A 24,371-nucleotide genomic window follows, 5' to 3' on the forward strand; every position below is an offset into this window, starting at 1 on the left:
GGAACTGTCCCTGCGCATTCTGTACCAATACAGGATTGGTTTGCCTTGGTGCAAATTTCAACGCGGGGAAATAGCGGTCAGTGGACACCAGCGGCGCGGTCATCGACAGGACGGACCAATCGGGGTTGGATGACGTGCTCGTTCTCAAGGACCTCGTGCTGCGCTTCCGCGGGCAGGAAAACGATGTTGTCGATGGCGTGTCGCTCACAGTGCGAAAGGGCGAAGTCCTGTGCGTGGTCGGAGAATCAGGCTGCGGCAAAAGTGTGACCGCGATGGCCTTGATGGGCTTGCTACCGAAGGAATCGGCGCGTATTTCCTCAGGAAATTTGACAATCGGTGTAGATCATTTCGACTTGTCGAAAGATGCCCTGCCGAACGAGATGCGTGGCAACACGGTTGCGATGATCTTTCAGGAGCCGATGACATCGCTCAACCCCGCCTTTCGGATCGGCGACCAGATCGGAGAGGCGGTGCTCCGGCATCGGGGCGGCACGCGGGCCGAGGCATTGGCCCGAGCGGAAGAGATGCTGACGCGTGTCGGGATCGCGAACCCGTCGCAACGCTTGCATGAATATCCGCACCAATTGTCCGGTGGTATGCGCCAAAGGGTGATGATCGCGATGGCGTTGGCGAACGACCCCAGCATCCTGATCGCGGATGAACCGACGACGGCGCTCGATGTCACGATCCAGGCGCAGATCCTCGATCTGATCCGCGACCTGCGGGACGAGACCGGAATGGGCACCATCATGATCACGCATGATCTGGGTGTCGTCGCGGAGATCGCGGACAGCGTTGCAGTCATGTATGGCGGGCAGGTGGTCGAGCAGGGGCCGGTTGCCGAGGTGTTCAACAATCCGCAGCATCCCTACACCATCGGTTTGATGAGCGCGATGCCACGGCTTGATCAGCCGGGTGGGCGCTTGGCCATCGTGCCGGGCACCGTTCCGACCATTGCCAATATGCCGGAAGGCTGCCGGTTCAGAAGCCGCTGCGCATTCGCCACGCCGACCTGCGCGTCGCGTCCGGCGTTGGCGGACATTGCAGATGGGCATGCGGTGGCCTGCCACTACGCACCGCTCGAAGATCACGTCGCGGTGTCGGCATGAAGAACGACGTCATCCTCGAAGCGGTCGATGTGGTCAAGCATTTCGGGGATGGCGGCGGCTGGCTGTCGCGGTCACCGGTTGTGCAGGCTGTCGACGGCGTGTCACTTCAGGTGCGGCGCGGGGAAACCTTTGCCATCGTCGGCGAAAGCGGGTGCGGGAAGTCCACACTCGCCCGGCTTCTTTTGCGCCTTCTGACCCCAACCTCCGGCAAGGTCATGTTCGACGGGCATGAAATCAGCGGGACGAAAGGGGCTGCGCTGAAAAAGTTGCGTGGCGACATGCAGTTCATCTTTCAGGACCCGTTTTCGTCGCTCAATCCGCGTATGACGATTGGCAAGCTGGTGGGCGAGCCTCTTGAGGTTCATGCACCGGATCTCAGCGCGCAGGAACGCCGGGACAAGGTTGCCGAATTGCTGCGCAAAGTCGGTTTACGCCCAGAACATGCGGGCCGCTATCCGCACGAGTTCAGTGGCGGACAGCGCCAGCGGATCGGCATCGCGCGCGCATTGGCCTCGGGGCCGAAACTGGTGATCGGCGATGAGCCGGTCTCGGCGCTCGACGTGTCGGTGCAGGCGCAGGTCATCAATCTGCTTGGCGATCTGTCGCGGGATCTTGGCCTGACACTGGTCATCATCGCACACGATCTGGGCGTGATCCGCCACATGAGCGATCGCGTCGCGGTGATGTATCTGGGACGCATCGTCGAAAGCGGCCCCACAGCCGAGGTCTACGCAAAGCCGCGTCATCCTTATACGCAGGCTCTGCTCGCGTCGATCCCGTCGATGGGTGGAAAGCCGGAAGACCATAAAGCCAACGTTCTGGGCGAAATGCCCAGTCCATCGGCGCCGCCACCGGGGTGCCGGTTCCACACGCGCTGCCCCTTTGCGCAAGCCAAGTGCAAGACCGACACACCTGTTCTGAGCGCCGCTGAAAGCGACGATCACCGCGTGGCCTGTCATTTCTGGGACACGCTGGACACCTCGGCTCCGCTTGCCGCCACCACTCAACAATCCAAGGCCGCAGAAGCCCGGTTCGCCCTTTATCGCGCTGCGACTGAGGGCGGGACCGTCACCCACAAGACCCAACAAACGACAGAGAGGACCTGACTTATGTCACATCTGAAGACCGCCATGATCTCGGCGCTGCTGGGCGCGACCGCGCTGACGGCAAGCCCCGTTGTCGCCAAGGATCTGCGTATCGCGCTACAATCCGACGCCGACGTTCTGGACCCCGACCAGTCCCGCACCTTCGTGGGCCGGATTGTCTATACCTCGCTCTGCGACAAACTGGTGGACATCACGCCAAACCTCGACATCATTCCGCAACTGGCGACCGAATGGACCACATCCGAGGACGGCACGGCGATCACGATGCAGCTGCGCGAAGGCGTCGTCTTCCACGATGGCACACCGTTCAACGCAGAGGCTGTCGCCGCCAATATCGAGCGGTCGCAAACGCTGGACGAGTCCCGCCGCAAGTCGGAACTGGCGTCGATCACATCGACCGAGGTGACCGGCGAATACGAGATCGTGCTCAATCTTGCGGGCCCCGACGCGACGCTGATGGCGCAGCTCGCGGACCGCGCGGGGATGATGGTTTCGCCGACCGCCGCTGCCGAAGCTGGTGCCGATTTCGGACTGAACCCGGTCTGTTCCGGCCCGTTCAAGTTCGAGGAGCGAGTGGCGCAGGACAAGATCGTGTTGTCCAAGTTCGATGATTATTGGAACGCAGATGAAATCCATTTCGACAGCGTAACCTTCCTGCCAATCCCGGACACCACAGTGCGTTTGGCGAACTTGCAATCGGGCGATATCGACATGATCGAGCGTCTGGCGGCAACCGACCTGCCGCAAGCCCGTGCGGCCGAGAACATCGTCGTCGATAGCGCGGTATCGCTGGGCTACCAGGGGATCACCTTCAACATCAACAATGGCGAAAAGGGCGACAACCCTTGGGGCAATGACAAGCGCCTGCGCCAGGCGCTGAGCCATGCCATCGACCGTGAGGCGCTGAACCAGGTGGTGTTCGACGGAGCCTTCGCCGCCGGGAATCAGCCATTCCCATCTTCTTCGCCTTGGTACAATCAATCCCTGCCGATCGAAGGAGCGGACATGGAAAAGGCCAAGGCGCTGCTGGCCGAAGCGGGTTATCCCGATGGTATCTCGCTTGAGGTGCAGGTGCCCAACTCCACCGAACCTCTGGCCGTGATGCAAGTGGTACAGGCAATGGCAGCAGAGGCGGGCATCGATATCAGCCTGACCTCCAAGGAATTCGCGACACTCCTCGCGGATCAATCGGCAGGCGATTACACGGCGAGCCAGATCGGTTGGTCCGGTCGCGTCGATCCGGACGGCAACAACCACCAATTCGTCACCACCGATGGCGGGATAAACGATTCCAAGTTCTCGGACCCGAAAGTGGATGAGTTGATGAATGCCGCTCGCGTCGCCTCCACGACCGAAGAGCGCAAGGCGTTGTATGACGAGGCGATGGTGATCATGCTCGATGAGCTGCCGCGCCTGTTCCTGTATCACCAGACCTGGATCTGGGCCTACAACGACGCGCTTAAGGGCTTCACCCCCTATCCCGACGGCATGTCCGTCTGGAAGGCGTCACCTGGGAAGAGTGATCTTGCCGTTCCCGCGCTGCCGACCGGGCGGCGCGGGGTTTTGAACCGAGGGGCCTGACATGCTGCCGTTCCTGTTGCGACGTATCGTGATCGCGATACCAACCATCATCCTGATCTCGATCTTCGTGTTCCTGCTGCAAAAGCTGCTGCCGGGCGATCCGCTTCTGGTGCTGGCGGGAGAGGAACGAGATCCGGAAGTGCTGGAATTCCTGCGCGAGAAATACCGCCTGAACGATCCGATCTGGCGGCAATACCTCGCGTGGATTGGAAACGCCCTGCAAGGCGATCTTGGGATTTCCCTGCGCACCAATCAGCCTGTGGTGGAACTCATGGTGCAGAAACTGCCGGTGACGATCCAGCTTGCGGTGATGTCGATGATTTTTGCGCTTCTGATCGGGATTCCGGCGGGCATCCTGTCGGCGGTCAAGAAGGGCACAGCGACGGATTATGTCGCCAATGTCGTGGCGTTGTCCGGGCTTTCCATCCCGAACTTCTGGTTGGGGATCATGCTCATCCTGCTGGTTTCGGTGAAATGGCAGCTGCTGCCCGCATCAGGTTATGTGCCGCTATCCGAGGATTTCTGGCAATCCATCAAGACCATGCTCATGCCCGCCTTCGTGCTGGGCACGGCCTTGGCCGCGACGCTGATGCGGCACACGCGGTCGTCGATGTTAGGCGTGTTGAGCGCGGACTACGTTCGTACGGCGCGGGCCAAGGGATTGACGGAACGGGTCGTCATCTTGAAGCACGCGCTGCGCAATGCACTGACACCGATCGTGACGCTGACGGCGCTTTTGTTCGGGGAACTGGTGGCGGGTGCGGTATTGACCGAGCAGATCTTTACGATCCCCGGTTTCGGCAAGCTGGTCGTGGATGCGGTGTTCAACAGGGACTATGCGGTGGTGCAGGGGATCGTCCTTGTCACGGCCGTCGGGTTCATCGTGATGAACCTGTTTGCCGACGCCATGTATTACGTCTTGAACCCGCGGTTGAGGGGGCAATGACATGACCGATGCCGCAACGCCATCGACCATCACGGCTGCCACCGACCCGGTCTTGGCTGCAAAGCCGGAAAACCGCGTCTGGAAAAAATTTCGCAGCCACAAAAGCGCGCTGTTCGGCGGGTTTCTCGTCGCGTTCTTCGTCATCATCGCACTTGCCGCGCCGATCCTGCCGATCCCCGATCCCTCCGCCACCGATTGGGGCGCGGTGCGCAAGGCGCCAAGCTGGGATCACTGGATGGGCACCGACGAGATCGGGCGCGATGTGATGTCCCGCATGATCTGGGGCGCGCAGGCGTCGTTGCTGGCGGGTGTCGTGTCCGTGGGGATCGCCGTCATGCTGGGCGTGCCTCTGGGGATCGTGGCGGGGTATTTCGGCGGGTGGACCGATGCCATCATCTCGCGCTGTACCGAAGCCGTGCTCGCCGCGCCGTTCCTGATCCTGGCCATCGCGCTGGCCGCCTTTCTTGGGCCGTCCCTGACGAATGCCATGATCGCCATCGGGATCTCTGCGACTCCGATCTTCATCCGCCTGACGCGCGGTCAGGTCATCAACATCAAATCCGAGGATTACGTCGACAGCGCCCGCGCCATCGGACTGCCGACGCCAAGGATTCTCAGCCGCTATATCCTTCCCAATGTGCTGCCGCCGATCCTTGTGCAGGCAACGCTGACGATCGCCACTGCGATCATTGCCGAAGCGTCGCTGTCCTTCCTCGGCCTTGGGCAACAGCCCCCTGCGCCAAGCTGGGGATCCATGCTCAACACGGCAAAGAACTTCCTCAACCAGGCACCCTGGATGGCCATGTGGCCCGGGCTTTCGATCTTCTTCGTCGTGCTCGGATTCAACCTTTTGGGCGACGGGCTGCGCGATGCGCTCGACCCCCGCGAACACTGATCTGGAGTAACTATGTCCGACTTTACCACTCGCCCCGAAATCCGAGGCACGTTCGGTGTCGCTACGTCGACCCATTGGATCGCATCTTCGGTCGGGATGAGCATCCTCGAGAAAGGCGGCAATGCGTTTGATGCCGCCGTGGCGACGGCCTTGGTTCTACAGGTCGTGGAGCCGCATCTGAACGGGCCGGCTGGCGATATGCCGGCGATCTTCTATTCCGCGGACACCGGCAAGGTCGAAGTGCTTTGCGCGCAGGGCGTGGCGCCCGAAGCCGCCACGATCGAGCATTACACCGAGCAGGGCCTGACCCTGATCCCGGGCTCGGGACTTTTGGCGACGGTGGTACCGGGGGCGTTCGACGGCTGGATGCTGATGCTGCGCGATCACGGCACGATGACCCTACGCGAAGTGATGCAACCCGCCATCGACTACGCCTGTGACGGGCATCCCGTGCTGCCAAGGGTGGCCAATACGATTGCCGGACTGGCCGAGTATTTCGCGGTGGAATGGCCAACCTCCGCTTCCGTCTGGACACCGGATGGCAAAGCACCTGAGCCGCACGCGCTTTTCAAGAACCCGGATCTGGCGGCGACCTATGACCGTCTGGCGTCAAGCGAAGGCGACACTCGCGAGGCGCAGATTGATGCCGCGCGCAAGGCGTGGCGCGAAGGTTTCGTGGCCGAGGCTATTTTTGACTACCTCAAGGACGCGCATGTGATGGACGTGTCCGAGGCGAAACATTCGGCGGTCTTGGCCCCCAAGGACATGGCCGATTGGCGCGCGACCTACGAGGAACCGCTGTCATACGATTACCACGGCTGGACCGTCCACAAGACGCAAGCGTGGTCGCAGGGGCCGGTGCTGTTACAGGCCCTGGCGATCCTCAAAGGGTTCGACCTCGGCGCGATGGACCCGAACGGGGCAGAGTTCGTGCACACCGTGATCGAGGCGATGAAGCTCGCCTATGCCGACCGCGAGGCCTATTACGGCGACCCGGATTTCAGCGAGGTGCCGATGGAGCATCTGCTGAGCGAGGAATACAACGCCGAACGGCGCAAGCTGATCGGTGCGAAAGCGTCGATGGAGCAGCGCCCTGGTCGCGTGCCGGGATTTGAACATCTCGCCGACGCGTACATCGAACGGTCCAAGCGTGACTTCAAGGTCGGCAATGTGGCGGCGCAGGAACCGACCATGTCGCACCTCACCGAAAAGCGCGGCGATACGGTGCATCTCGACATCATCGATCGCTGGGGCAACATGGTGGCCGCGACGCCTTCGGGCGGCTGGTTGCAAAGCAACCCCGTGATCCCCGGCCTTGGCTTCCCTCTCAATTCCCGCGCGCAGATGTTCTGGCTGGAAGACGGGCTGCCCACGTCGCTCGCCCCGGGCCGCCGCCCGCGCACGACGCTGACGCCTTCGTTGGCGGAAAAGGACGGCACGCAGCTCGTCTTTGGCACTCCGGGTGGCGACCAGCAGGACCAGTGGCAGTTGATCTGGTTCCTGCGCTTCGTGCATTTCGGAATGGGCTTGCAGGAATGTATGGACCAGCCTCTGTTTCACTCGATGCACTTCCAGGGCTCGTTCTTCCCGCGCGAGGTCAAGCCCGGCGAGATGATGATCGAACCGAATGTCGGCGAGGACGTGATCGCCGACCTGCGCGCGCGGGGCCATATCGTGACGGTGGCAGACCCCTGGACCGTGGGTCGCCTGACCGCTGCAATGCGCGAACCCGACGGGATGCTGCGCGCGGCGGCGACGCCACGGTTGATGCAAGCCTATGCGGTGGGTCGATGACCTTCTCCCTGATCGCCCGCGATACCGATGGCAGCATCGGCCTGATCGTCGCCAGCAAGTTCTTTGCCTGCGGTGCGGTGGTGCCGTATGTCTCAGACAAGGTAGCCGTCGCGAGCCAAGCGTTCTGTAATCCGATCTGGGGCACCGAAGGCCGCTCCCGCATGGAGAACGGCGAAAGCGCGGACGCGGTGCTTGCCGATCTGGTGGCGCGTGACGAAGGCCGCGCGATCCGGCAGGCGCATATGATGGATGCCCAAGGCCGGTCTGCCGCGCACACGGGCGATGATTGTGTCGACTGGGCAGGCCACCTGATCCGTGAGGATCATTCCGTTGCGGGCAACATGTTGACGGGAGCAGAGGTGATTGAGGCCACGTCTGCCGCCTACGCCGCGAACGCCGATCTGCCCTTCCCCGACCGGCTTATCGCCGCGATGCAGGCCGGTGAGGCGGAGGGCGGAGACAAGCGCGGGCGGCAGGCGGCGGGGCTGGTGATCCATCAGCGGCAGTCGCATCCGTGGCTTGACTTGCGGGCAGATGATCATGCCGACCCGTTGGGCGAATTGGCCCGGCTCTGGGACGTTGCGCAGGAACGCTATGTGCATTTCGCCAAGGGAATGCCGACCGCGGAACGGTTCTCGGGCTATCCGACACGCGACGGGATCGACGCTGACATCGCCGCTGCTGAAGCGCGCCGCAAGGCCGAAGGCCGCCCCAGCCGGTCCCATGCCGTCGAGACGGGGCTTTGACATGAACGTGATGCCGCCCTCGGGACCGACCGCACAGGTGCGCGACAGGCTGCTGGATCTGATCAAGTCGGGCGATCTTGGTTCGGATGGCAAGCTTCCGACCGAACGCGCGCTGTCCGAACGGTTCGGTGTCGGGCGGCGATTCGTGCGGCAAGCGCTGGATGCGCTTGAGGCCGAAGGCCTTGTCTGGCGCAAGCAGGGCAAGGGCACCTTCGCCGGTCAGCCTCTTGACCCGATGGGAGACCTTGCCGCGAAGATCACCGGAGAGACCAACGCGCTCGAGGTGATGGAAGCGCGTCTGTGTATCGAGCCGGAACTGGCCGCTCTTTGCGCCCAGCGGATGCAACCCGACGAGGTGGCGCGGCTACGGATGCTCGCGCAGCGTCAATGGGAGGCCGAGGACGCGCAGGCGATCGAGCTTTGGGACGGATCGCTCCACCGGCTGATCGCGCAATGCGCCCGCAACCGCCCGCTGCTCACCGCGTTCTCGTTGCTGGACAAGATCCGGTCGAACCCGGATTGGGTGGCGATCCGGGCCAAGGGGCGTGACATGGCCTCGTTGCAGGTCACGCATAATGAGCATCTCGCACTGATTGACGCCATCGCAGCGGGCCATGCTCATGCGGCGCGAACGGCAATGCGCGACCACCTCGAAACCCGCTTCAACGCGCTCCGCGGCGAGCTTGAAACCGCCGCCGCCGAACAGGGCGAGACTTTCTTCGCCGCGACGTCCAAAACCTGAAACACCCAAACCGGAGGATTTATGCCCATCCGCAATCGTTTTGCCGAATTGCACCCCGACATCACCGCCTGGCGGCGGGACCTGCACGCACATCCCGAGTTGCAGTATGACCTACCGCGCACCGCCGGCATCGTCGCCGACAAGCTGCGCGCCTTCGGCTGTGACACGGTTGTCGAAGGGATCGGGCGAACGGGTGTCGTCGCGCTGATCCAGGGCAAGACTAACACCTCCGGCAAGACCATCGCGTTCCGCGCCGACATGGACGCGCTGCCGATCTATGAGGCGACAGGGGCGGCGCACGCCTCGAAAACGCCGGGCAAGATGCATGCCTGCGGTCATGACGGGCATACGGCGATGCTGCTGGGGGCGGCGCAGTACCTCGCCGAGACCCGCAATTTCGACGGAACGGTCGCGGTTGTCTTTCAGCCCGCCGAAGAGGGCGGCGCCGGGGCCGAAGCGATGGTGCAGGACGGGTTGATCGATAAGTTCGGTATCTCCGAAATCTACGGCCTGCATAATTCACCGCTCTTGCCTCTGGGCCAGTTCGCAATCCGACCGGGCGCGTTCTACGCTGCGGTGGACAGTTTCCACATCAATGTGCGCGGCAAGGGCGGGCACGCGGCGCGGCCCAATAACACCGTGGACACGACGCTGGCGGCGTCTGCCATCGTGATGGCGTTGCAATCGGTGGTGTCACGCAACACCGATCCGCAGCAGCCGCTGGTCGTCTCCGTCACCTCTTTCCGCACGGAATCCGACGCGTTCAACGTCATTCCCGAGCACGTTCTCCTGCGCGGCACGGTGCGCAGTTTCGACATGGAGGTGCGCGGCCATACGCTTGACCGGATCGAAACCATCGCCAAGCTGACCGCCGAGAGCTATGGAGCCGACGCCGAACTGGGCTTCGATGAGGAGCCCTATCCGGTCATGGTCAACCACTATACCGAGACGCTGCACTGTATCGACGCGGCGCGCGAAGTTGCTGGCGACTGCGTCACCGACGCGCCGCGTACCACGGGTGGCGAGGATTTCGCATACATGCTGCAAGCCTGTCCTGGCGCCTACATCCAGCTTGGCATCGGGCAGGGGCCGGGGCTGCATCACCCGGAATATGATTTCAACGACGACGTGATCCCGACCGGTTGTTCCTATTGGGTGACACTCGCTGAACAGAGGCTTCCGGCATGATCATCGAGGCTGGTCCGAAAACCTGCCATTGGGGGTATTTCGACGCGACGCTCGATCCGGTGATGACGGTGGCGAGCGGTTCGGAAATCACGATGAACTCGGTGTCGGGCGGTCCGGCAATGCTGCCGGGCGACGGATATCATGTCCCGCCCGAACTGCTCGAGATCCACGCGGGCGGCGTTCCCGCCATGCCCGGACATATCCTGACCGGACCCGTCGCCATTGATGGCGCGATGCCGGGCGATGTCTTGCAGGTCGATATCCTGGACATCCAGCTGCGCCAGGATTGGGGGTACAACGTCATCCGCCCCTTGTCCGGAACGCTGCCGCTCGATTTCGACGATACGCACCACGTCACCATCCCGCTTGACCGCGCAAAGAACGAGGCAACGATGCCGTGGGGGCTCAAACTGCCGCTTGCGCCGTTCTTTGGCGTGATGGCCGTGGCACCGCCGCCTGCCTGGGGACGGATTTCCACCATCGAACCACGCGCGCATGGCGGCAATCTCGACAACAAAGAACTGGTTACGGGGACGACCTTGTATCTTCCGGTCTTTACGGAAGGCGCGCTCTTTTCCTGTGGCGATGGGCACGGCGCGCAAGGCGATGGTGAGGTTTGCGTCACCGCCATCGAAACCGCGCTGCAAGGCCGGTTCCGCCTGACTGTCCGTCGTGATTTGGACATCACCTATCCCGAAGCCGAGACCCCGACTCATTACATCACGATGGGGATGCACCCCGATCTGGACACCTGCGTCGAGATCGCCCTACGTCGGATGATCCGGGTGGTGGCAGATCGTGCCGGGATCACCCATGCCGAGGCCTACATGCTCTGTTCGCTGGCGGGGGATTTGCGGATCACCCAGACGGTGAACCGCGAAAAGGGGGTCCACATGATGATGCCGAAAGCGTATCTCGAACGGACGTGAAAACCCATGCTGGCGGAACCGCTTGGGAACAGCGGTTCCGCCAATGCGTTAGGCGACGAGATGAACGCGGTCTTCGGCAACCTTGTCGATCAGACAATCCGCGATGGCTTTGCTGATCGGCTGACCCGTCTGGTCTTCGACGAACAGCCACTGACCCGCGGGATTGATTTCGAGGAACACCTCCTCGCCGTTCGGTCTGCGCCGCAGGTCGATCGCTCCGTAGGTGAGACCGAGTCGTTTCATCAAGGCCCGGATGCCCGCCTCCGTCTGCGGGGCCAGGATGGTCGGGGTGATGTCGACATTCATGTCCATCCGGAAATCGACGCGATAGGCCGTCTTCTGGCTGTCGATGGCGGCGGCGAAGATGTGGTCGCCGACGACGGTCACGCGCAGATCGCATGTCGCTTCGATATATTCCTGGAAAATCACCGGCGCGTATTTCACCGCGTCGATCTTGTCCAACTCGTCCGCCTTGAGAAGCCGCGTTTCCCGCCAGGCATCTTCGCTGCCCTGGAATGGCTTGTAGATCGTGCGCTCCACGCCTTCGCGGTCGATGAACGCGCGTGCCGCTTGCGGATCGGTGGTGATCAGCGTTCGGGGAAGAGACAGCCCGGCAGCGCGCGCCACGTCCAACTGCCACGCTTTGCGGCTGGCGTCCTGATCGCGGCTGGGGACGTTGATCCATTTGGCATCGAGCGACAGCCACAGGCCCTGAATGGCCTCGTCGACTTCGTGAATGGCGAAATTGTCGAGCACCGGATCGGTGACATCAGGGTGCATGCCGTAGGGTTGGGGGCGGCGCCACCAGACTGACGTTACTTGCGACAAGTCGATGGGCTGGTTCCTGTAATGCAGGATCCGACGGGCGTTCGGCATCCCGGCCTCGAAAACCAGTTGCGCGTCTTTGGGAAAGTCGGCGAGGTTGAGGAGCAGCGCCTCATGGCCGCGTTCCGCGATGTGTTGCATGACGTGATGGGCGTGAATGTCATCATCGCTGGATAGAATGAGTATCATTGGAATTCTCCTGACAGGCTGGAGGGAAAGGGCGGTGACGCCCTTTCCCGTCGCGCTCAGTTCGTGGGATCGTCGAACAAGGCCTCGATCTCGGCCATCTCGGCGAGGATCTCTTCGGCCATTGCAGACAAGTCCTCATAGTAAGCGACAAGCTCTTCGATCTGGGCCGCCTCGCTATCGTCGGTGTAGGTCTGTTGTAGGCCAGCCATCGCACCAGTGGCATGGTGCGGTGTCGCCATGACGAAGGGCATCGCGCCGCCTTCACCGAACAACCCACCCCGCAGGTTGCCGAACCGATCCGGGATGCGGTCCGAGAACTGTTTGTCCAAACCACTGGCTTTGCGATCCCCGATGGGATCGGTTCCCCGGTCGGCGATGAAGCTGGTCGGTCCCTGATCCAGAAGAACACTCGTCGGACCACGATCCAGAAGGATGTTGGTCGGCCCGCGATCGTCGATGATCGAGGTCGGCCGTCGATCCCTCAGAACGTTGGTTGGCCTGAGATCATCGACCACGGTGGTCGGTCGCCGGTCTCGCAGGATGCTCGTCGGCACCTGATCAAAGGACGGGAGGGTCTGGATCCGGTCATCTCGAACCGTGGTAAGGCGATCGGCCACGACGGTGGTGATCCGGTCGGCGACCGTGCTCGTGATGATATCCCGGATCGTGTTCGTATGCGCGCCCAGCCCCTGGATCGTCGGAGAGGCGGCCCGCATCCGGGTCACCCGAAGTCCGAAGTTCGACCCGGTCATCGCAGCGTTGCAGCCTCCGTTGGTATGGATGCCGACAATGCAGCCATCACTGGCCCGCAGAATCCCCGATCCCGAATTGCCGCCCAGCGTGTCGATGTCGTTATACCGCACACGGAAGTCGTCGAAGTTGGTGATCGGCCCGGCTTCGATACGTTTCGGCTGACCGGCGGGGTGGCCGATGATGCAGATCATGTCGCCGGTCGTGCCGTCATCTTCGGCCAGCCGGGTGACACCAAACTGTTGTCCGGGATTTCCGGCCAAACGGACGATCGCGAAGTCCAGACCATCGAGACGGTATTCGATCAGCTCTTCGACGGCGAAGGAAACGGGGCTTTGCTGCACGCCAGCGCTGTTGACCTGAAAGTTGAACTCCACGTTCATCCGTGTCGCGATCTCCTGCGACGAGATGATGTTCGACGTGCCGTTCACCCGCGGCCGGTTCCAACCGCCGCCGGTCTGATCGAAACAATGACCCGCGGTCAGGAAAAGGTTGTCTGCGATCAAAGTGCCCGTGCACCAGCGGACCCCCGCGACATTGCCGGGATTGGTGTAGACGCTGGCCAGATTGGTGTGCCACCGCAGCACGCCGACCGGGCTTTGATGGGTGTCGACAAACGCGCGGGTGACGCCGAGACTGCCATCGTATTGTTCGACCGGCTGACTGTCATCCGTGGTGCCGCATATCGTTTCGCGGATATCGCCATAGTCGAGCCGATCTGGCGTCAGCGACTCTTCCGTCATCTTTTTCTTGAGGCTTTCGATCTGATCGAAATTCGGAACGAAAACCGGATCGTTCGGGCTGTCCTGTACGTGACCGACGCCCTCTTTCTTTGATTTAGCCATGTCAAAAATCCTTGTTGAAATAGTGTCTGAAATCGCGACCGGAGCGTTGTTCGGGAGAGAAACAACCTGGCCCGGTCGCCCGCCAGCCAGAGGCGCCGCCCCTAGGACGAGACTGAAAAAGGGGGGCGGTCCGAGGTTCCTATGGAAATGTCAACACGTAGCGGGATGGTGATGCTTGTCGTCTGGCCGAACTCGATGGCGCGTCTGTCCGGCGTCTGTTCGACCGGCGCGCGTTCTTCGGATGCCGAAGGACGCAACTGAAAGCCGCCGGTGTGGACCGCGTCCCGCCCGATGGCGAGCACTTCTTCGACGAGATCGGCGCCAGGCTTGCCGTCACGCGCCAGATGATCCGCCACCGTCTTGAGATGCGCCACCAGCCGCGACACGCGGATGCCTTCGTTGGCGACCCATTTGACGGTCTTCATCTCCGGGTCAGCGGACGGGTTCCAGATGCCGCCGTCGATGGTCACGTAGTGACCCGTTTCGGTCTGATCTGGCACGCCGGAGTGATGCAGCGCGATCACCTCCCAGAGGTCGCTGAATACGGGCGCGCCCGATGATCCCGGCTGCGTGTCACCGGTGTAATGCGCAACGTGATCGCTGTCCGGGGGCAGGGCGGTCAGCAGGCTTTCGCGGAAGACCACCTGTTTACGCCCTGCCAACGGGTGCTGGACGATGTTGACCGGCTGTCCCTTTCGGATCTTGCCTTCGACCCCGATCAGCGGCAGATGGCCGAAATCGGTCAGGGGAATGCCATCCTCGCTGGTCGGGGCAACCGCCACGATGGCCATGTCCAGCCGTTCATTGGCGTGAAACAGACGATGCGGCTCGAGTGTGAAGCAGTGCCCTGTCGTCTGGCGGCTGTCGATCTCGAGTTCGTAGCGAAACTGAACCGACGCGCGGCTTGCTGCGAAATCGTTTGGCAGCACGTGATGATTGGTCATCAGGACACCGGGGGCGATGAGAAATCCCGTTCCGAACCCCTGACCTGTCGAGGTCGATACGATCCGCCCCACCGCGCGCGCCGCGACCAGGGCTCGCTTGATGAACATGACGGACAGGAACTCTTCGGCTTCGCCGATCACCCGTTCGAGAACGGCCTCAATCGCTCCGGTCGGAGGCATGGCGGCCCGATCGGCGCGTTCCAGACTGTCCAAAGCGGTTTCAAGCTCGCGGCTCAGTTTGCGGCCCTGGCCATTGGCGCTTGCCGCATCGACCATCGTCAACAGACGGCGGGTGTAAGCGTCGATTCGTTCGGGCGTTTCTGCGCGCAAAGGCTTGGCCTCGTGCTGTGACTGGACCACCGACTTGCGTTCTTCGTCCGACGCTTTCCAGCGTAGGCTCGCCGCGTCGACGATGGCGCGCGGATAGGCGCTTTGGTCCGCATTGGGTGTCTCCGAAATAACCGCCCCGACCGGAGGCGCGACATCGGCCTCGCCAGACAGAAACGGACCCGCGAAATCCGTCTCGCGGAAAGGCGGCATTGCCGACAGCGTTTCGAGCCGCAGGTCCGCGCTTGTCACATCCGGCATGACGGTTTCGACCGCACGAATACGGGGGGAAGTGTCGAGCGCGTGGGTCGCACCCGTGCCAAGAAGGTCAATCGTGCCCGCGATCACATCGGACCGGTTGCAGAGCCAGCCATGTGCGCCCTCGCAGAAGTAGCGCGGCACATCGCCCATTTCGGCAAGATCGCGCGGAACGGTTCCGTCGCCATCCAGCGACCTATGGTAAACAAACCCTTCGGGCGACTTGCGCGCGCCGGTCACGGTGTCTTCACCGGTGCCGATGATCTGGTGAAAGCGGTCGTCGGGCGTGGGAAGCTCTCCACGCCCGAGCTTTGCCGCGCGCAGCGCATTGGCGGTCGGCGGGACGGCCGTGTTGGGCCAGAAGGGGCGACTGAAGTAATCCTCGTCCGGTCGCTTTTCCGCGCTGGGCATCATTTCGATCAGGCCGGGAAAGCCGCGCAGGTACTTTTCGACGATCGTCTTTCGATCCTGCGTGAGATCGGCAAATCCAAGCGGACCGAGCATTCCGTGGCTGAGATCGAAGACCTGCACCGGGGAATAGGATCCGTGATTGGGCGTGCCGATTGTGACAACGCGCGAGATAAGCGTTTTGTCCGCATCCTCAGCGGCCATCTGGCGCGCCACGAGCCCGCCCATCGAGTGACAGACCAGCGAGACGTCCTTCAAACCACGGCTCCAAATCCGGTCGATCAGCATCTTGCCAGCAACGGCCGGGGGTTGGCGCCAGTCGAATGGCATGAACTCCGCATCGAACCCGGCCAGCTTCAGCCGCAATTTCATGCGCAGATACGGGGCGAGCACAGTTCCGGTCGCCGCAACGGTTGCGCCCCATTTCAGCTTGGCGATCCCGCCCGTCGCAAGGTCGGAGGGATGGATCCAGACCAGATCGGCCTGTCCGTTGCGAATTGCGCTCAGGCGGGACCCCATGATGCCGGGCAGGATAAACGCCTTGGGTCGCAGTGCTTCCAACACTGGAGCCTCTCGGGCGATCTCCTGGGCCAGTTGCGACAGGTCCTCGTAAAGGGCGTCGCCGAATTCAGCGCGCAGGGTCTCTTGATGCTCCCCTGTCCGCAGGAAGGTTTCGATCTGAAAATCGTCATAGGGCAGCATGGCGCGTTCCTGTCATGGTGTCGGGTGTCTGGGTGGGGCCGGTCCCCGGGAGGAAAAGGACCGGCCCCGGGGCGGTCAGGCGAGGACCGCCGCAAAGCGCATCCATCTCTCGATCGTGTCGATGGGATCGCCATCCGGAGTGCGCAGTGGGCTTTGTTCGGGCGAAAACTCTCGTGACAGCGCGGAATCCGCGTCATCCATGAGTGCCCCGATAAAGGTGCTGGCCACGATCCAACTGCCCATCTCGCCAAGACCCGGTCCGGGCGTGCCTTCGGCTTCGGCCAGGCAGTAGAACCAGAGCGGCGTTGCGCTGTTGAACGCATGGCCGTCCAAGAAGGCGGCAAGGTCGGGCTTGTTGTCGAGCCACGCGCGGACGTCGTTTTGCGGGCCGCTTGTGACGGCACCGATACTCTGAAGATGCGCGTGCAAGGCTTGACCGTTGGGCAGGCGCAAGCTCTTTCCCCGGCGCAGATTGCGGCGTGCGAGATTTCGGAACAGCGCGCGCAAGGCGGCCCCATCGGGTGTTGCCGCGTCGAAATCGGCCCCTTCGTTCGCCATATCGCCAAGCGGAGGCGCGATCACCGTGTCGACTGCGCGAGCGACGCGCTGCGGTCCGCCATCGTTGAAGCTGTCGTCCGGTGTTACGAAGCGGGACCAATCGATGACCCAGTTCTTGGGGATGCTGTTGATATTCAGCCCGAACCTGGCGCCGATACCACCGCCGCCGGTGAAGGCGAAAATCTGATCGAACGGAGCCGTTCCGTTGGGCCGTCCGAACGTCCGGTTGTAGTCGTAGATATTGCGTACCATCGAGTGGCCAAAGCGATAGGCCGCGACCGAAAATTCGAGCGGAATGCAATTGCCCACGACACGCCCCGGATTGCGCGCGGCATAGTCGGCGCGGAACTGATCGTAATGCGCATTTCGGGTGTCGAGGATGCGCGAAACAACGGCGGGGTCGCAGATCTCCTTGAGATAGCCATGCACGACAAGCCACTGGTAGTGCAGCTTGGTCAGGGACTTTGCCGCGTCGAAATCAGCGATCCAGCCGGTATCGTTTTCGTTCAGGAAGTCGACCACCTTGTTGTGGAAACGAAGGAAGCTCAGGTGGAACTGCGCGATGATGATATTCTCATCGTTGCGCATGTCCCCGATCAGGGCGCGCTTGGGCAGACCTGCTTCGAACTTGGCGAAGGCCTCATCGGTCATCTGCGCGCGGGCAATATCCAACGCGGCGTCGCGCACTTTCTGCTCGACCTGATGAAACCGTGGCAGATCGCGGTGCGGGTCAAGCGTATCGTCGGGCAGGGGGCCCGGATCGACAGCGGTTCCGACGCGCATCTTGGCGGTGTGTACGGGATGGCGCAGTCCGGTGCGCAGCACCGACGCGGCGTGTTGAATGGAAGGATCGGCAAATGTGCCGACCGGCAGGCCACCATAGACCGAGTCGAGATCGAAACGCGGCGTGCGGGCGTTCTTGAGTTTGCGCTCGATGTCCTGACCGGAAGCCTTCGGCGTCGGATCGTCTATCCCAGTCATCTCGCTTTCGCGGTCGGTGCGGGCGGTCAACTCGTGGTCGAGGAACTGTCCCCAATACGTGACCACCGGTGCCATCGCGCCATCCGGCGTTGCGTCGACCGTGTCCTGGTCGGGGACCATCAGATCGCCCAACTGATCCAGATCGGCATCCGGCACGTCGGGCAGGTATTGGTCGGCAGCACCACCCGGCGGCAGCAGAAATCCGAAATCGGCAGCTTCGTCCACGGCGATATCGCCATCGGCCGGGCGCAAGGCTTCGAGCAGCTGGGGTTTTTCGGTGGGTGCGCGTTTCGCCTGCGCCCCACCGTGTGATTGCATTTGGAACGTCATTCTCTTCACTCCGAGGGATCGTGCGCGGCGCTGGCAGGGGCCGCTCGACACATTCCCTAGGGTAAAGATTTGGTTGACGTGGGGTGAGTGAGGACGCTGTGAACTCGTTTTTCACACCCCGAGGAATGGCGTCTCCTCTGATCGTTTCATGGCTTCACCGCAGACCGGAGGGACGCGGAATTTCCCCGTGCGTGCAAGCGTTTGCGCGGGCGGTGTGTCCTCGCCGTAAATCTCCGTGAACCCCGCACAGGTGGGTTGGCCGTTCAGGAAGTTGAGCGCGATGAGCCGGGTCGCCGTTGCTGCAGCCGCGCTGGTTCCGACGATACGCGCACCCGATCCTGACAGCACGCCGATCGACGGCAGGCCGGGCCGGAACCATCCTTGATCGGCGGTTGCAGTCGCACCGGGCAGGTTGGCATCCACGAATGGTACGCCTTGTGCATCCACTGCGATAGAGGCGCTGCCGCTGTAGCGCGCGGGTTTCAGTGTGGATTGCATGTACCCCGCGATCCGGAATGCCGAAGGTGCGGTCCCGATACCGTTAAGGCAGCCATAGCCTCGGACCGGCGTCAGCGCCGGAGGCTCCAACGAGCGGGGTGGTGCGGGATGCGCCAGATCGACAAGATAGCTTTGCTGCCCGCCCGTGCCGAGCTGCGTCGGATCGTCGTCCCGCTGCACCCAGATGTCGACATGCTGCTCAGGCCCGAGCGGAGTCATCCCGGTGTTTATGGTGATCGTCCACAGACCCACTGGCGCGCGCCGCCCGACCCCAAGATTGCCGGCTGTCGGGATCAGCGCCAGCATGACACGCCAGCGGTCGTTCAGGTGCTTGTCGGCCGACAGTTGGCCGATGTTCTTGCCGTCCATTTCGAGTTCGATGAACCTGCGGGGATCTCCTCCTGTCAGCGTCGGGTCGGCAGTCACCGGGATCGTGCATTCCAAACCCGCATCCGTGCCCGTAGGTGGGCTGACGGTCACGGTCCAGCCTTCCGGATCGAGATCATCGGGAAGCCAAATCTCCAGATAGCTCGACGTGCGGTCATCGGGCTTCAACTGCCAGCCGATGCTATAGGTGCCGTCCGCTATCTCTGTCGCGGAAATCCGGGCATGCATGTCGTTGTCAAAGTTATTGCCCGTGGGCATGACCAGTTCCGTGCAAGGTTGTTTCTTGCGCCGGTCCATGATCAGTCTATCGACCGCCCTCTCGAAGCTGGATTTGCCGTCGTGGCGATTGGCGCTCCAGCCGTAGCTGAAGTTGATGACGAGCGGGATCTCTTCGCCATCGAACGCCTTTGCGATCATCCGCGCACGGTTGAAGATGTATTCAACCGCGCTGAGCATCATCATCTCCTTACCGAAGCCGGACGTGTCCCATGCAATCGTATTGGGCAACTGCACGGCGAGAATGGCTGCGTCGTCGGGCATGTCCATCGCGCCGACATACGGATCATTCCCGGCGGCGATGCCTCCGATATGCGCGCCATGAGTGACATGCTGCATCAGGACCGTGTCGATTTCGGGCAGATCGCGATCAATCGCACCGGCGGCCTGATAGGCGCGAATTTCGCGCTCGCCGAAATCCGAACGCAGCGCGTCGATCTTTGTGCTTGTGATTTCGCGACCGAAGGGGACCGCGGCCGATGCCTCGGCACCTGCCGCCTGAAGCCAGCAGAGATTGATGCGGGTGTCTCCGTCGCTGTCCCTGAACGCGCGGTGCAGGAACGGAATACCGTCGTCGATCACGCCGATGATCACGCGCGGTTTGACCTTGGGCGGTTGCCATCCCTCGGGCGTCGCGTCCCTGTGATAGGTCTCGGGCCAAGTCGCTGGATCGATCGGCATGTTGAGCCGGTAGCGCGTTCCGTTCAGCGCATTCAGACAGCGCGCGAGTTCGGCGTCTTCCTGCCCGGCCGACGCCTCTGGATCGACGGCCTTATTCCACATCGCGAAAGGGGTGATCTCGGGCGCATCTTTCCAAAGCGGTGGAATGCGGATTTCCACATCGTCCGTGTCGGCGAGCATCCCTTTGCCCTCCATCAGCGCCGTAATATGCGTCGTGGGTCCCTTGCGGATTGCCGGGAACGCGAAGGGGCGACCCAGATCTTCGGAGAAGATCCAGCGTTCGTAGGGGCCGGTATACTTGTCGATGCGTTCTTCATCGTGGCGGTGCGGAAACATGGCTCAGGCTTTCTGCGCTTCGGCAACGGCGCCGGACCAGAGCCACGAGAAGGTGGGCCTGGCATCCAGAGAAACGGTTGCCCCCGTGCGCGTCAGCCCCTTCGTTGTGGCAATGGCGGGATCGCGCTGGTCCTCGTCGAAAAAGTCGTTGTCTTTGGCGCTGTAGGCCAATGCGTCGAAGGACGCACCCGCTCCTGCGCGACTAAGCACGACCTGACCGACGATGCGTCCAAGCGCAGCGCCCGCCCAGCTGTCGATCGGGTAATGCACCCCCGCCACCGTACGGTTTACCGCGATGCGTTCGGCCAGACCCCGCAGTGCGTTGATCCGCTGTGTGCCGTCGGAAAGGCTGTCCCACGCCGTGATCAGCGCTTCGAGAACGGTCAACACGGCATAGGCCTCGGTCGCGTGTGCCGAGGGAAAGCTGCCATGTCCCGGGGTCGGAATCATGGGCATCAGCCGCGCATCGAGTTGGTCTGGTCTGCGGATGGCCAGATGGTTCTTCACGATCATCGCGGCATGTGCCCCCGCGACCTGCGTGGCCGTGATCAGCTCAAAGGTCTTCTTGTTCTGGCCACTGTGCAGCCCGAGGATCATCGCGAAATACGCGGTGGGAAAACCAAGCTGCGAGGTGATTTCCGCGCTGCGATCAGCGCGCAGGGTCGCGTAGTCCGACACCAATCGGCACTGCGACCGCAAGAGCGTGTTGGACGGGCGATCGAGCGTCAGGCAGTCATGGCCATCGAACGACAAGGTGACACGATCCGGAGCGCCGCCGGTCCCCTCCTGCGCGTTCGAGCCGATCCCGGCAAGGAACTCGCTCACGTATAACGACCCACGTACCCAGGTCGCCAAACCGTTCAGGTTCGCCGGGTCGTCGAAGCCAAGTTCCTTGTCTGTCGGGGTCGTTCCACCTTCGGTCAGGTGCCGCAATCCTTCGGCCGTGGTCTGAAGCCCGTAGGTTGTCATGGGGTCGTACCCGCCGGGGTCTTCGCTGCCCAGAAATCCTCCAAGGCCGCTGAAATTGGTTCCGCCACCCAAGCCGCCCAGACCACCCAATCCACCGAGCCCGCCTAATCCGCCAAGCCCGCCCAATCCACCTAATCCGCCATACTGAGCCATGATCGTGTATCCTTTTTAATGGGTTAAGAAATTCCTGAAGCTGAAAGCGCGTTAATCACGAGTTTGCCGATCTTGCGGTCGGCCGAAGGATGCGTCTTGCGGTAGTCTTCCAAATTGAATGACGGGAAGCGCCGCATGAGGTCCTGTGCCGCTGCATGGGCCTCGTCCCCGCGATCGAGCGCGTGCAACGCGACGATCCGTGTCCGCAATGTTGAAATATGTCTGTCGTTCGACGCCAGCGAACGATCGGCCAGTTCCAAAGCCTTCTCATACTCGCCCCCGGCGAGATGCGCGGAGCTTGCCAAGCTGTCGAAATAGTATCCGAACGGATCGATGGGTGACAGGTCGCGGGCCATCGTGGTGGCCTTGATCGCCGATTGGCCTTCGTCGGAAAAGGTCATCAGAGACCCGCGAAGCAACCACGCCAGGCTTTCGCTTGGATTGATCTCTTGCGCGGCGGAGTAGCGCCGTTCCGCCAGATCCATGTTCTTGAGGATATTGCCGTGCACGAAACCATCGATGGTCAGCCCGAAGCTGGACTGCGGATCGAGGTCGAGCGCGCGAGCGGTACAGTCGAGCGCCTTCTGCGTGTCTCGCTGTCTGTCTGTGCTGTAGTACTTGAAGATGCTCAGCACGTACCATTTGCCCAGCCACGCGAACACATGCGGGTTGGCCGGGGCGCGGGCGGCAGCTTCGTCAAGGAACTGCCGGGCGCGCAGGAAATCCCCCAGTTTGGGATGATGCATCGCAGTGGCTCCGGCGATCAGGAGCTTATGGTCTGGCAGTTCTGGCAATGGTGTTTGGCGGCCTGCGTGCAGCGTCGTCTCTGCGATGGACCGTCCGACCGTCTGAACGATATTGACCAGCCATCCGGCAGCCTCTTGCGAGAAATGTCCGACGGGGCAGGACAAGTGCCGGTTCCACAAGAGCGTACCGGTCTGCACGTCGGTGAAATCCACATCCGCAATCAAAAGATCCCCTTGCCTGCGCATCGCGCCGGTCATCAGGTAGTCGACATCGAGCGTGTCGCGGACATTGACGATGTCGATAAACCGCTGCGCCATCGCCCGCCCCGACAGGTGCGAGATCACCGACAGCAGGCTGGACCGAGACATCATGCGACTGGCTTCTTCCGCGATCCAGTCTCCGGCGATGGCCAGTTCCGCATCACCGGGCGGTACGGTCAACGGCAGGGCGCAGACGCGCGGCCTGATCCGGACCGGCCCCCGCTTGTTCGAGATAAAGCACAGCGCCTTGACCGCGCTCGGATCGCTACGAATGCTGTCTCGCCAGGCGACGAATGACGGCTCGCGGACGTTGAGGTCATGTAGGAACGGGCCGTCGGACGGGTGGCCGATCACCTTGACCCGGCTCATGTCGATTTCGATTTCCTTATTCGTCACCGTCAGGATCGTGTCGAAATCCGCACCGATCTTCTTGCGCAAATCCGAAAGCGCACGGCGCAGGTTCTGATGCCCGCTTTCGTAATCGGCGAACCCCCAAAGCGTTTCCTGCAAGAAGCTGCGGGAGCGGCGGTTCAGTGGCGCCGTCACGAGCAGCGCGAAAAGCGCCCTGTGCTTGGCGCCCGTGATCTCTTCCGCAGACGCGTCAGCGCGCCGCAGAACACAGCTTCCAAACAAGGAAATTTCCAACCCGGCGGCCACCTTAGCCTCTCTCTTTACGTAGGGGGATGCTATCTTTGCTTCGCGTCAGAACCAAGCCGTTCACACTTATTTCACAGTAGCTCGCGAACCTCACCTGCTAACCTTTCGGAAAGGCAAAGGAAAAGGACGGATCCATGTCCGAAAAAAAGGCGCAAGTGGTGATTGCGGACGTTGTCGATTTCTACCGACAGTGGCCAGAGTTGAGAGAACGCGCCGAGCAATTGGTCGAAACGCGTGAGATGGCGCAAGAGGACGCCGAACTGCTCCACTGGATGATCAAGATGGTCGATATGGTCGGACCCAACGACATCATCCGCGAAAAATGAGTAGTTCGGGAAAACAAAAAACCGGCCCTGAGGCCGGTTTTTCCTGTTCTGTTTTGCGGCGGGTTCGCGTCACAAGCCCCATTTGGCGGCGGTCGCCTCGAAAAAGCCTTGCGCCTTTTTCAACTCGATCCAGCTGTTGACGTAGTTGATCCAGACCTGATCGTCCTGCGGCAGCAGCATCGCGATAGGTGTCGGCGCGCGCGGGCCATCGGTTTCGATCTGGCGCAGGTTTGGAAACTTGGTCAACAGGGTGGAGCCTTCAATATTCGACGTCACGAACACGTCCGAACGACCTGAAAGGACTTCCTGAAATCCTCGCGCGGGCGCTTCGACCACAGCGATTTCGGCCTCGGGGAACCAGTCGCGCACCATACCTTCAAAGCTCGTTCCGAGCGTCGTGGCGACCTTGACGTCGCCCGAATTGATCGACTCCCAACCCGAGAAGCGGTTGATCTTGTCCTCTGTCGTGAAGGGGAAGATCTCGACCGAGATGTAGCTGTCGGAAAACCCTGCCGCCTTCATGCGCGCCGGGCTGATCGAGGCCGAGCCGGTCATGTGGTAATTGCCAGCGACCACACCATTGACCAGCGTTTTCCAATCGGTCGGCACAAATTCCAACTCGACCCCGAGATCCGTTGCCAGCTCGGTCATGACGTCGATGTCATATCCCTGGTAGCTGTTGGTCGCGGGATCACGGACCGACATCGGGTTCCAATCGCCGGTGGTCCCGACTTTGAGAACGCCGCCGCTCAGAATATCCTGCAACGCGGACTGCGCCGTTGCGGGCGCGGCGAGAAAGGACGCGGCAAAGGCAGCGGCCAATCCCAGTGATTTCAAAAAGCGCATGGGTATTTCCTTTTCGTGGATGACTTGGTGAGGTTACATAGGCCGGAAGCTCTGATGACCATTGCGTTCCGCGAATATTCTG

At 62.0% G+C, this 24,371-nt stretch carries 19 protein-coding genes; 11 read left to right on the plus strand and 8 right to left on the minus strand.

Features of this window, described 5'->3' with window-relative positions; all coding sequences use genetic code 11:
• The first annotated feature begins 80 nt into the window (after window positions 1-80).
• From Q1B16_RS01955 to Q1B16_RS02000, 10 genes are read left to right on the plus strand one after another with little or no spacing between them, the layout of a single operon-like run.
• On the plus strand, window positions 81-1,109 hold the full coding sequence (locus Q1B16_RS01955) for an ABC transporter ATP-binding protein (protein WP_299784392.1): 1,029 nt from the start codon (window positions 81-83) through the stop codon (window positions 1,107-1,109).
• The gene (locus Q1B16_RS01960) at window positions 1,106-2,215 is read left to right on the plus strand and encodes a dipeptide ABC transporter ATP-binding protein (RefSeq protein WP_299784395.1); all 1,110 of its coding nucleotides are present in this window, start codon (window positions 1,106-1,108) and stop codon (window positions 2,213-2,215) included. The genes Q1B16_RS01955 and Q1B16_RS01960 overlap by 4 nt, the downstream gene beginning before the upstream one ends.
• Before the next feature lie 3 nt (window positions 2,216-2,218).
• Window positions 2,219-3,796: an ABC transporter substrate-binding protein gene (locus Q1B16_RS01965; RefSeq protein ID WP_299784397.1), complete on the plus strand. Its 1,578-nt coding sequence runs from the start codon at window positions 2,219-2,221 to the stop codon at window positions 3,794-3,796.
• 1 nt (window position 3,797) lies between these two features.
• Window positions 3,798-4,742, plus strand: coding sequence for an ABC transporter permease (locus Q1B16_RS01970; protein WP_299784398.1), 945 nt, complete (start codon window positions 3,798-3,800; stop codon window positions 4,740-4,742).
• Window position 4,743: 1 nt separating this feature from the next.
• Complete coding sequence (locus Q1B16_RS01975; protein ID WP_299784400.1) at window positions 4,744-5,637, plus strand: ABC transporter permease; 894 nt, start codon at window positions 4,744-4,746, stop codon at window positions 5,635-5,637.
• A 12-nt stretch (window positions 5,638-5,649) separates the two neighbouring features.
• A complete protein-coding gene (locus Q1B16_RS01980) occupies window positions 5,650-7,431 on the plus strand; it encodes a gamma-glutamyltransferase family protein (RefSeq protein WP_299784402.1) in 1,782 nt (593 codons plus the stop codon).
• Window positions 7,428-8,177: a DUF1028 domain-containing protein gene (locus Q1B16_RS01985; protein ID WP_299784403.1), complete on the plus strand. Its 750-nt coding sequence runs from the start codon at window positions 7,428-7,430 to the stop codon at window positions 8,175-8,177. The genes Q1B16_RS01980 and Q1B16_RS01985 overlap by 4 nt, the downstream gene beginning before the upstream one ends.
• Window position 8,178: 1 nt before the next feature.
• The gene (locus Q1B16_RS01990; protein ID WP_299784405.1) at window positions 8,179-8,919 is read left to right on the plus strand and encodes a GntR family transcriptional regulator; all 741 of its coding nucleotides are present in this window, start codon (window positions 8,179-8,181) and stop codon (window positions 8,917-8,919) included.
• A 21-nt stretch (window positions 8,920-8,940) separates the two neighbouring features.
• On the plus strand, window positions 8,941-10,107 hold the full coding sequence (locus Q1B16_RS01995; RefSeq protein ID WP_299784407.1) for a M20 aminoacylase family protein: 1,167 nt from the start codon (window positions 8,941-8,943) through the stop codon (window positions 10,105-10,107).
• Complete coding sequence (locus Q1B16_RS02000; RefSeq protein ID WP_299784408.1) at window positions 10,104-11,036, plus strand: acetamidase/formamidase family protein; 933 nt, start codon at window positions 10,104-10,106, stop codon at window positions 11,034-11,036. The genes Q1B16_RS01995 and Q1B16_RS02000 overlap by 4 nt, the downstream gene beginning before the upstream one ends.
• Before the next feature lie 48 nt (window positions 11,037-11,084).
• Here Q1B16_RS02000 and Q1B16_RS02005 read toward each other — a convergent pair whose 3' ends face one another.
• From Q1B16_RS02005 to Q1B16_RS02035, 7 genes are all read right to left on the minus strand, one after another.
• On the minus strand, window positions 11,085-12,050 hold the full coding sequence (locus Q1B16_RS02005) for an MvdC/MvdD family ATP grasp protein (protein ID WP_299784409.1): 966 nt from the start codon (window positions 12,048-12,050) through the stop codon (window positions 11,085-11,087).
• A 56-nt stretch (window positions 12,051-12,106) separates the two neighbouring features.
• Window positions 12,107-13,645, minus strand: coding sequence for a trypsin-like peptidase domain-containing protein (locus Q1B16_RS02010; RefSeq protein WP_299784410.1), 1,539 nt, complete (start codon window positions 13,643-13,645; stop codon window positions 12,107-12,109).
• A gap of 101 nt (window positions 13,646-13,746) precedes the next feature.
• Window positions 13,747-16,284 (minus strand): trypsin-like peptidase domain-containing protein, encoded by a 2,538-nt coding sequence (locus tag Q1B16_RS02015; protein WP_299784411.1) that lies wholly within the window; start codon window positions 16,282-16,284, stop codon window positions 13,747-13,749.
• A gap of 75 nt (window positions 16,285-16,359) precedes the next feature.
• Window positions 16,360-18,153, minus strand: coding sequence for a heme peroxidase family protein (locus Q1B16_RS02020; RefSeq protein WP_299784412.1), 1,794 nt, complete (start codon window positions 18,151-18,153; stop codon window positions 16,360-16,362).
• A 111-nt stretch (window positions 18,154-18,264) separates the two neighbouring features.
• Window positions 18,265-20,331 (minus strand): S8 family serine peptidase, encoded by a 2,067-nt coding sequence (locus tag Q1B16_RS02025; protein WP_299784414.1) that lies wholly within the window; start codon window positions 20,329-20,331, stop codon window positions 18,265-18,267.
• A 3-nt stretch (window positions 20,332-20,334) separates the two neighbouring features.
• Window positions 20,335-21,453: a phosphatase PAP2 family protein gene (locus Q1B16_RS02030; RefSeq protein ID WP_299784416.1), complete on the minus strand. Its 1,119-nt coding sequence runs from the start codon at window positions 21,451-21,453 to the stop codon at window positions 20,335-20,337.
• Between the two features lie 23 nt (window positions 21,454-21,476).
• Complete coding sequence (locus Q1B16_RS02035; RefSeq protein WP_299784417.1) at window positions 21,477-23,093, minus strand: hypothetical protein; 1,617 nt, start codon at window positions 23,091-23,093, stop codon at window positions 21,477-21,479.
• Window positions 23,094-23,251: 158 nt separating this feature from the next.
• Here Q1B16_RS02035 and Q1B16_RS02040 point away from each other — a divergent pair, with 158 nt between their 5' ends.
• Entirely contained in the window at window positions 23,252-23,443 is a 192-nt protein-coding gene (locus Q1B16_RS02040; RefSeq protein WP_299784418.1) for a hypothetical protein, read from the plus strand.
• Window positions 23,444-23,512: 69 nt separating this feature from the next.
• Here Q1B16_RS02040 and Q1B16_RS02045 read toward each other — a convergent pair whose 3' ends face one another.
• Window positions 23,513-24,289 carry a transporter substrate-binding domain-containing protein gene (locus Q1B16_RS02045; RefSeq protein WP_299784419.1) on the minus strand — a complete coding sequence of 259 codons (777 nt, stop codon included), beginning with the start codon at window positions 24,287-24,289 and terminating at the stop codon, window positions 23,513-23,515.
• Window positions 24,290-24,371 lie beyond the last annotated feature (82 nt).

The organism is uncultured Marivita sp. (assembly GCF_947488135.1).
In the GTDB taxonomy this organism is placed as follows: Bacteria; Pseudomonadota; Alphaproteobacteria; order Rhodobacterales; family Rhodobacteraceae; genus Marivita.

Bases quoted from the DNA above. Each gene is read 5' to 3' on its own strand.
- Q1B16_RS01960 (WP_299784395.1), top strand. From the start codon at position 1,106: ATGAAGAACGACGTCATCCTCGAAGCGGTCGATGTGGTCAAGCATTTC.
- Q1B16_RS01965 (WP_299784397.1), top strand. From the start codon at position 2,219: ATGTCACATCTGAAGACCGCCATGATCTCGGCGCTGCTGGGCGCGACC.
- Q1B16_RS01970 (WP_299784398.1), top strand. From the start codon at position 3,798: ATGCTGCCGTTCCTGTTGCGACGTATCGTGATCGCGATACCAACCATC.
- Q1B16_RS01975 (WP_299784400.1), top strand. From the start codon at position 4,744: ATGACCGATGCCGCAACGCCATCGACCATCACGGCTGCCACCGACCCG.
- Q1B16_RS01980 (WP_299784402.1), top strand. From the start codon at position 5,650: ATGTCCGACTTTACCACTCGCCCCGAAATCCGAGGCACGTTCGGTGTC.
- Q1B16_RS01985 (WP_299784403.1), top strand. From the start codon at position 7,428: ATGACCTTCTCCCTGATCGCCCGCGATACCGATGGCAGCATCGGCCTG.
- Q1B16_RS01990 (WP_299784405.1), top strand. From the start codon at position 8,179: ATGAACGTGATGCCGCCCTCGGGACCGACCGCACAGGTGCGCGACAGG.
- Q1B16_RS01995 (WP_299784407.1), top strand. From the start codon at position 8,941: ATGCCCATCCGCAATCGTTTTGCCGAATTGCACCCCGACATCACCGCC.
- Q1B16_RS02000 (WP_299784408.1), top strand. From the start codon at position 10,104: ATGATCATCGAGGCTGGTCCGAAAACCTGCCATTGGGGGTATTTCGAC.
- Q1B16_RS02005 (WP_299784409.1), bottom strand. From the start codon at position 12,050: ATGATACTCATTCTATCCAGCGATGATGACATTCACGCCCATCACGTC.
- Q1B16_RS02010 (WP_299784410.1), bottom strand. From the start codon at position 13,645: ATGGCTAAATCAAAGAAAGAGGGCGTCGGTCACGTACAGGACAGCCCG.
- Q1B16_RS02015 (WP_299784411.1), bottom strand. From the start codon at position 16,284: ATGCTGCCCTATGACGATTTTCAGATCGAAACCTTCCTGCGGACAGGG.
- Q1B16_RS02020 (WP_299784412.1), bottom strand. From the start codon at position 18,153: ATGACGTTCCAAATGCAATCACACGGTGGGGCGCAGGCGAAACGCGCA.
- Q1B16_RS02025 (WP_299784414.1), bottom strand. From the start codon at position 20,331: ATGTTTCCGCACCGCCACGATGAAGAACGCATCGACAAGTATACCGGC.
- Q1B16_RS02030 (WP_299784416.1), bottom strand. From the start codon at position 21,453: ATGGCTCAGTATGGCGGATTAGGTGGATTGGGCGGGCTTGGCGGATTA.
- Q1B16_RS02040 (WP_299784418.1), top strand. From the start codon at position 23,252: ATGTCCGAAAAAAAGGCGCAAGTGGTGATTGCGGACGTTGTCGATTTC.
- Q1B16_RS02045 (WP_299784419.1), bottom strand. From the start codon at position 24,289: ATGCGCTTTTTGAAATCACTGGGATTGGCCGCTGCCTTTGCCGCGTCC.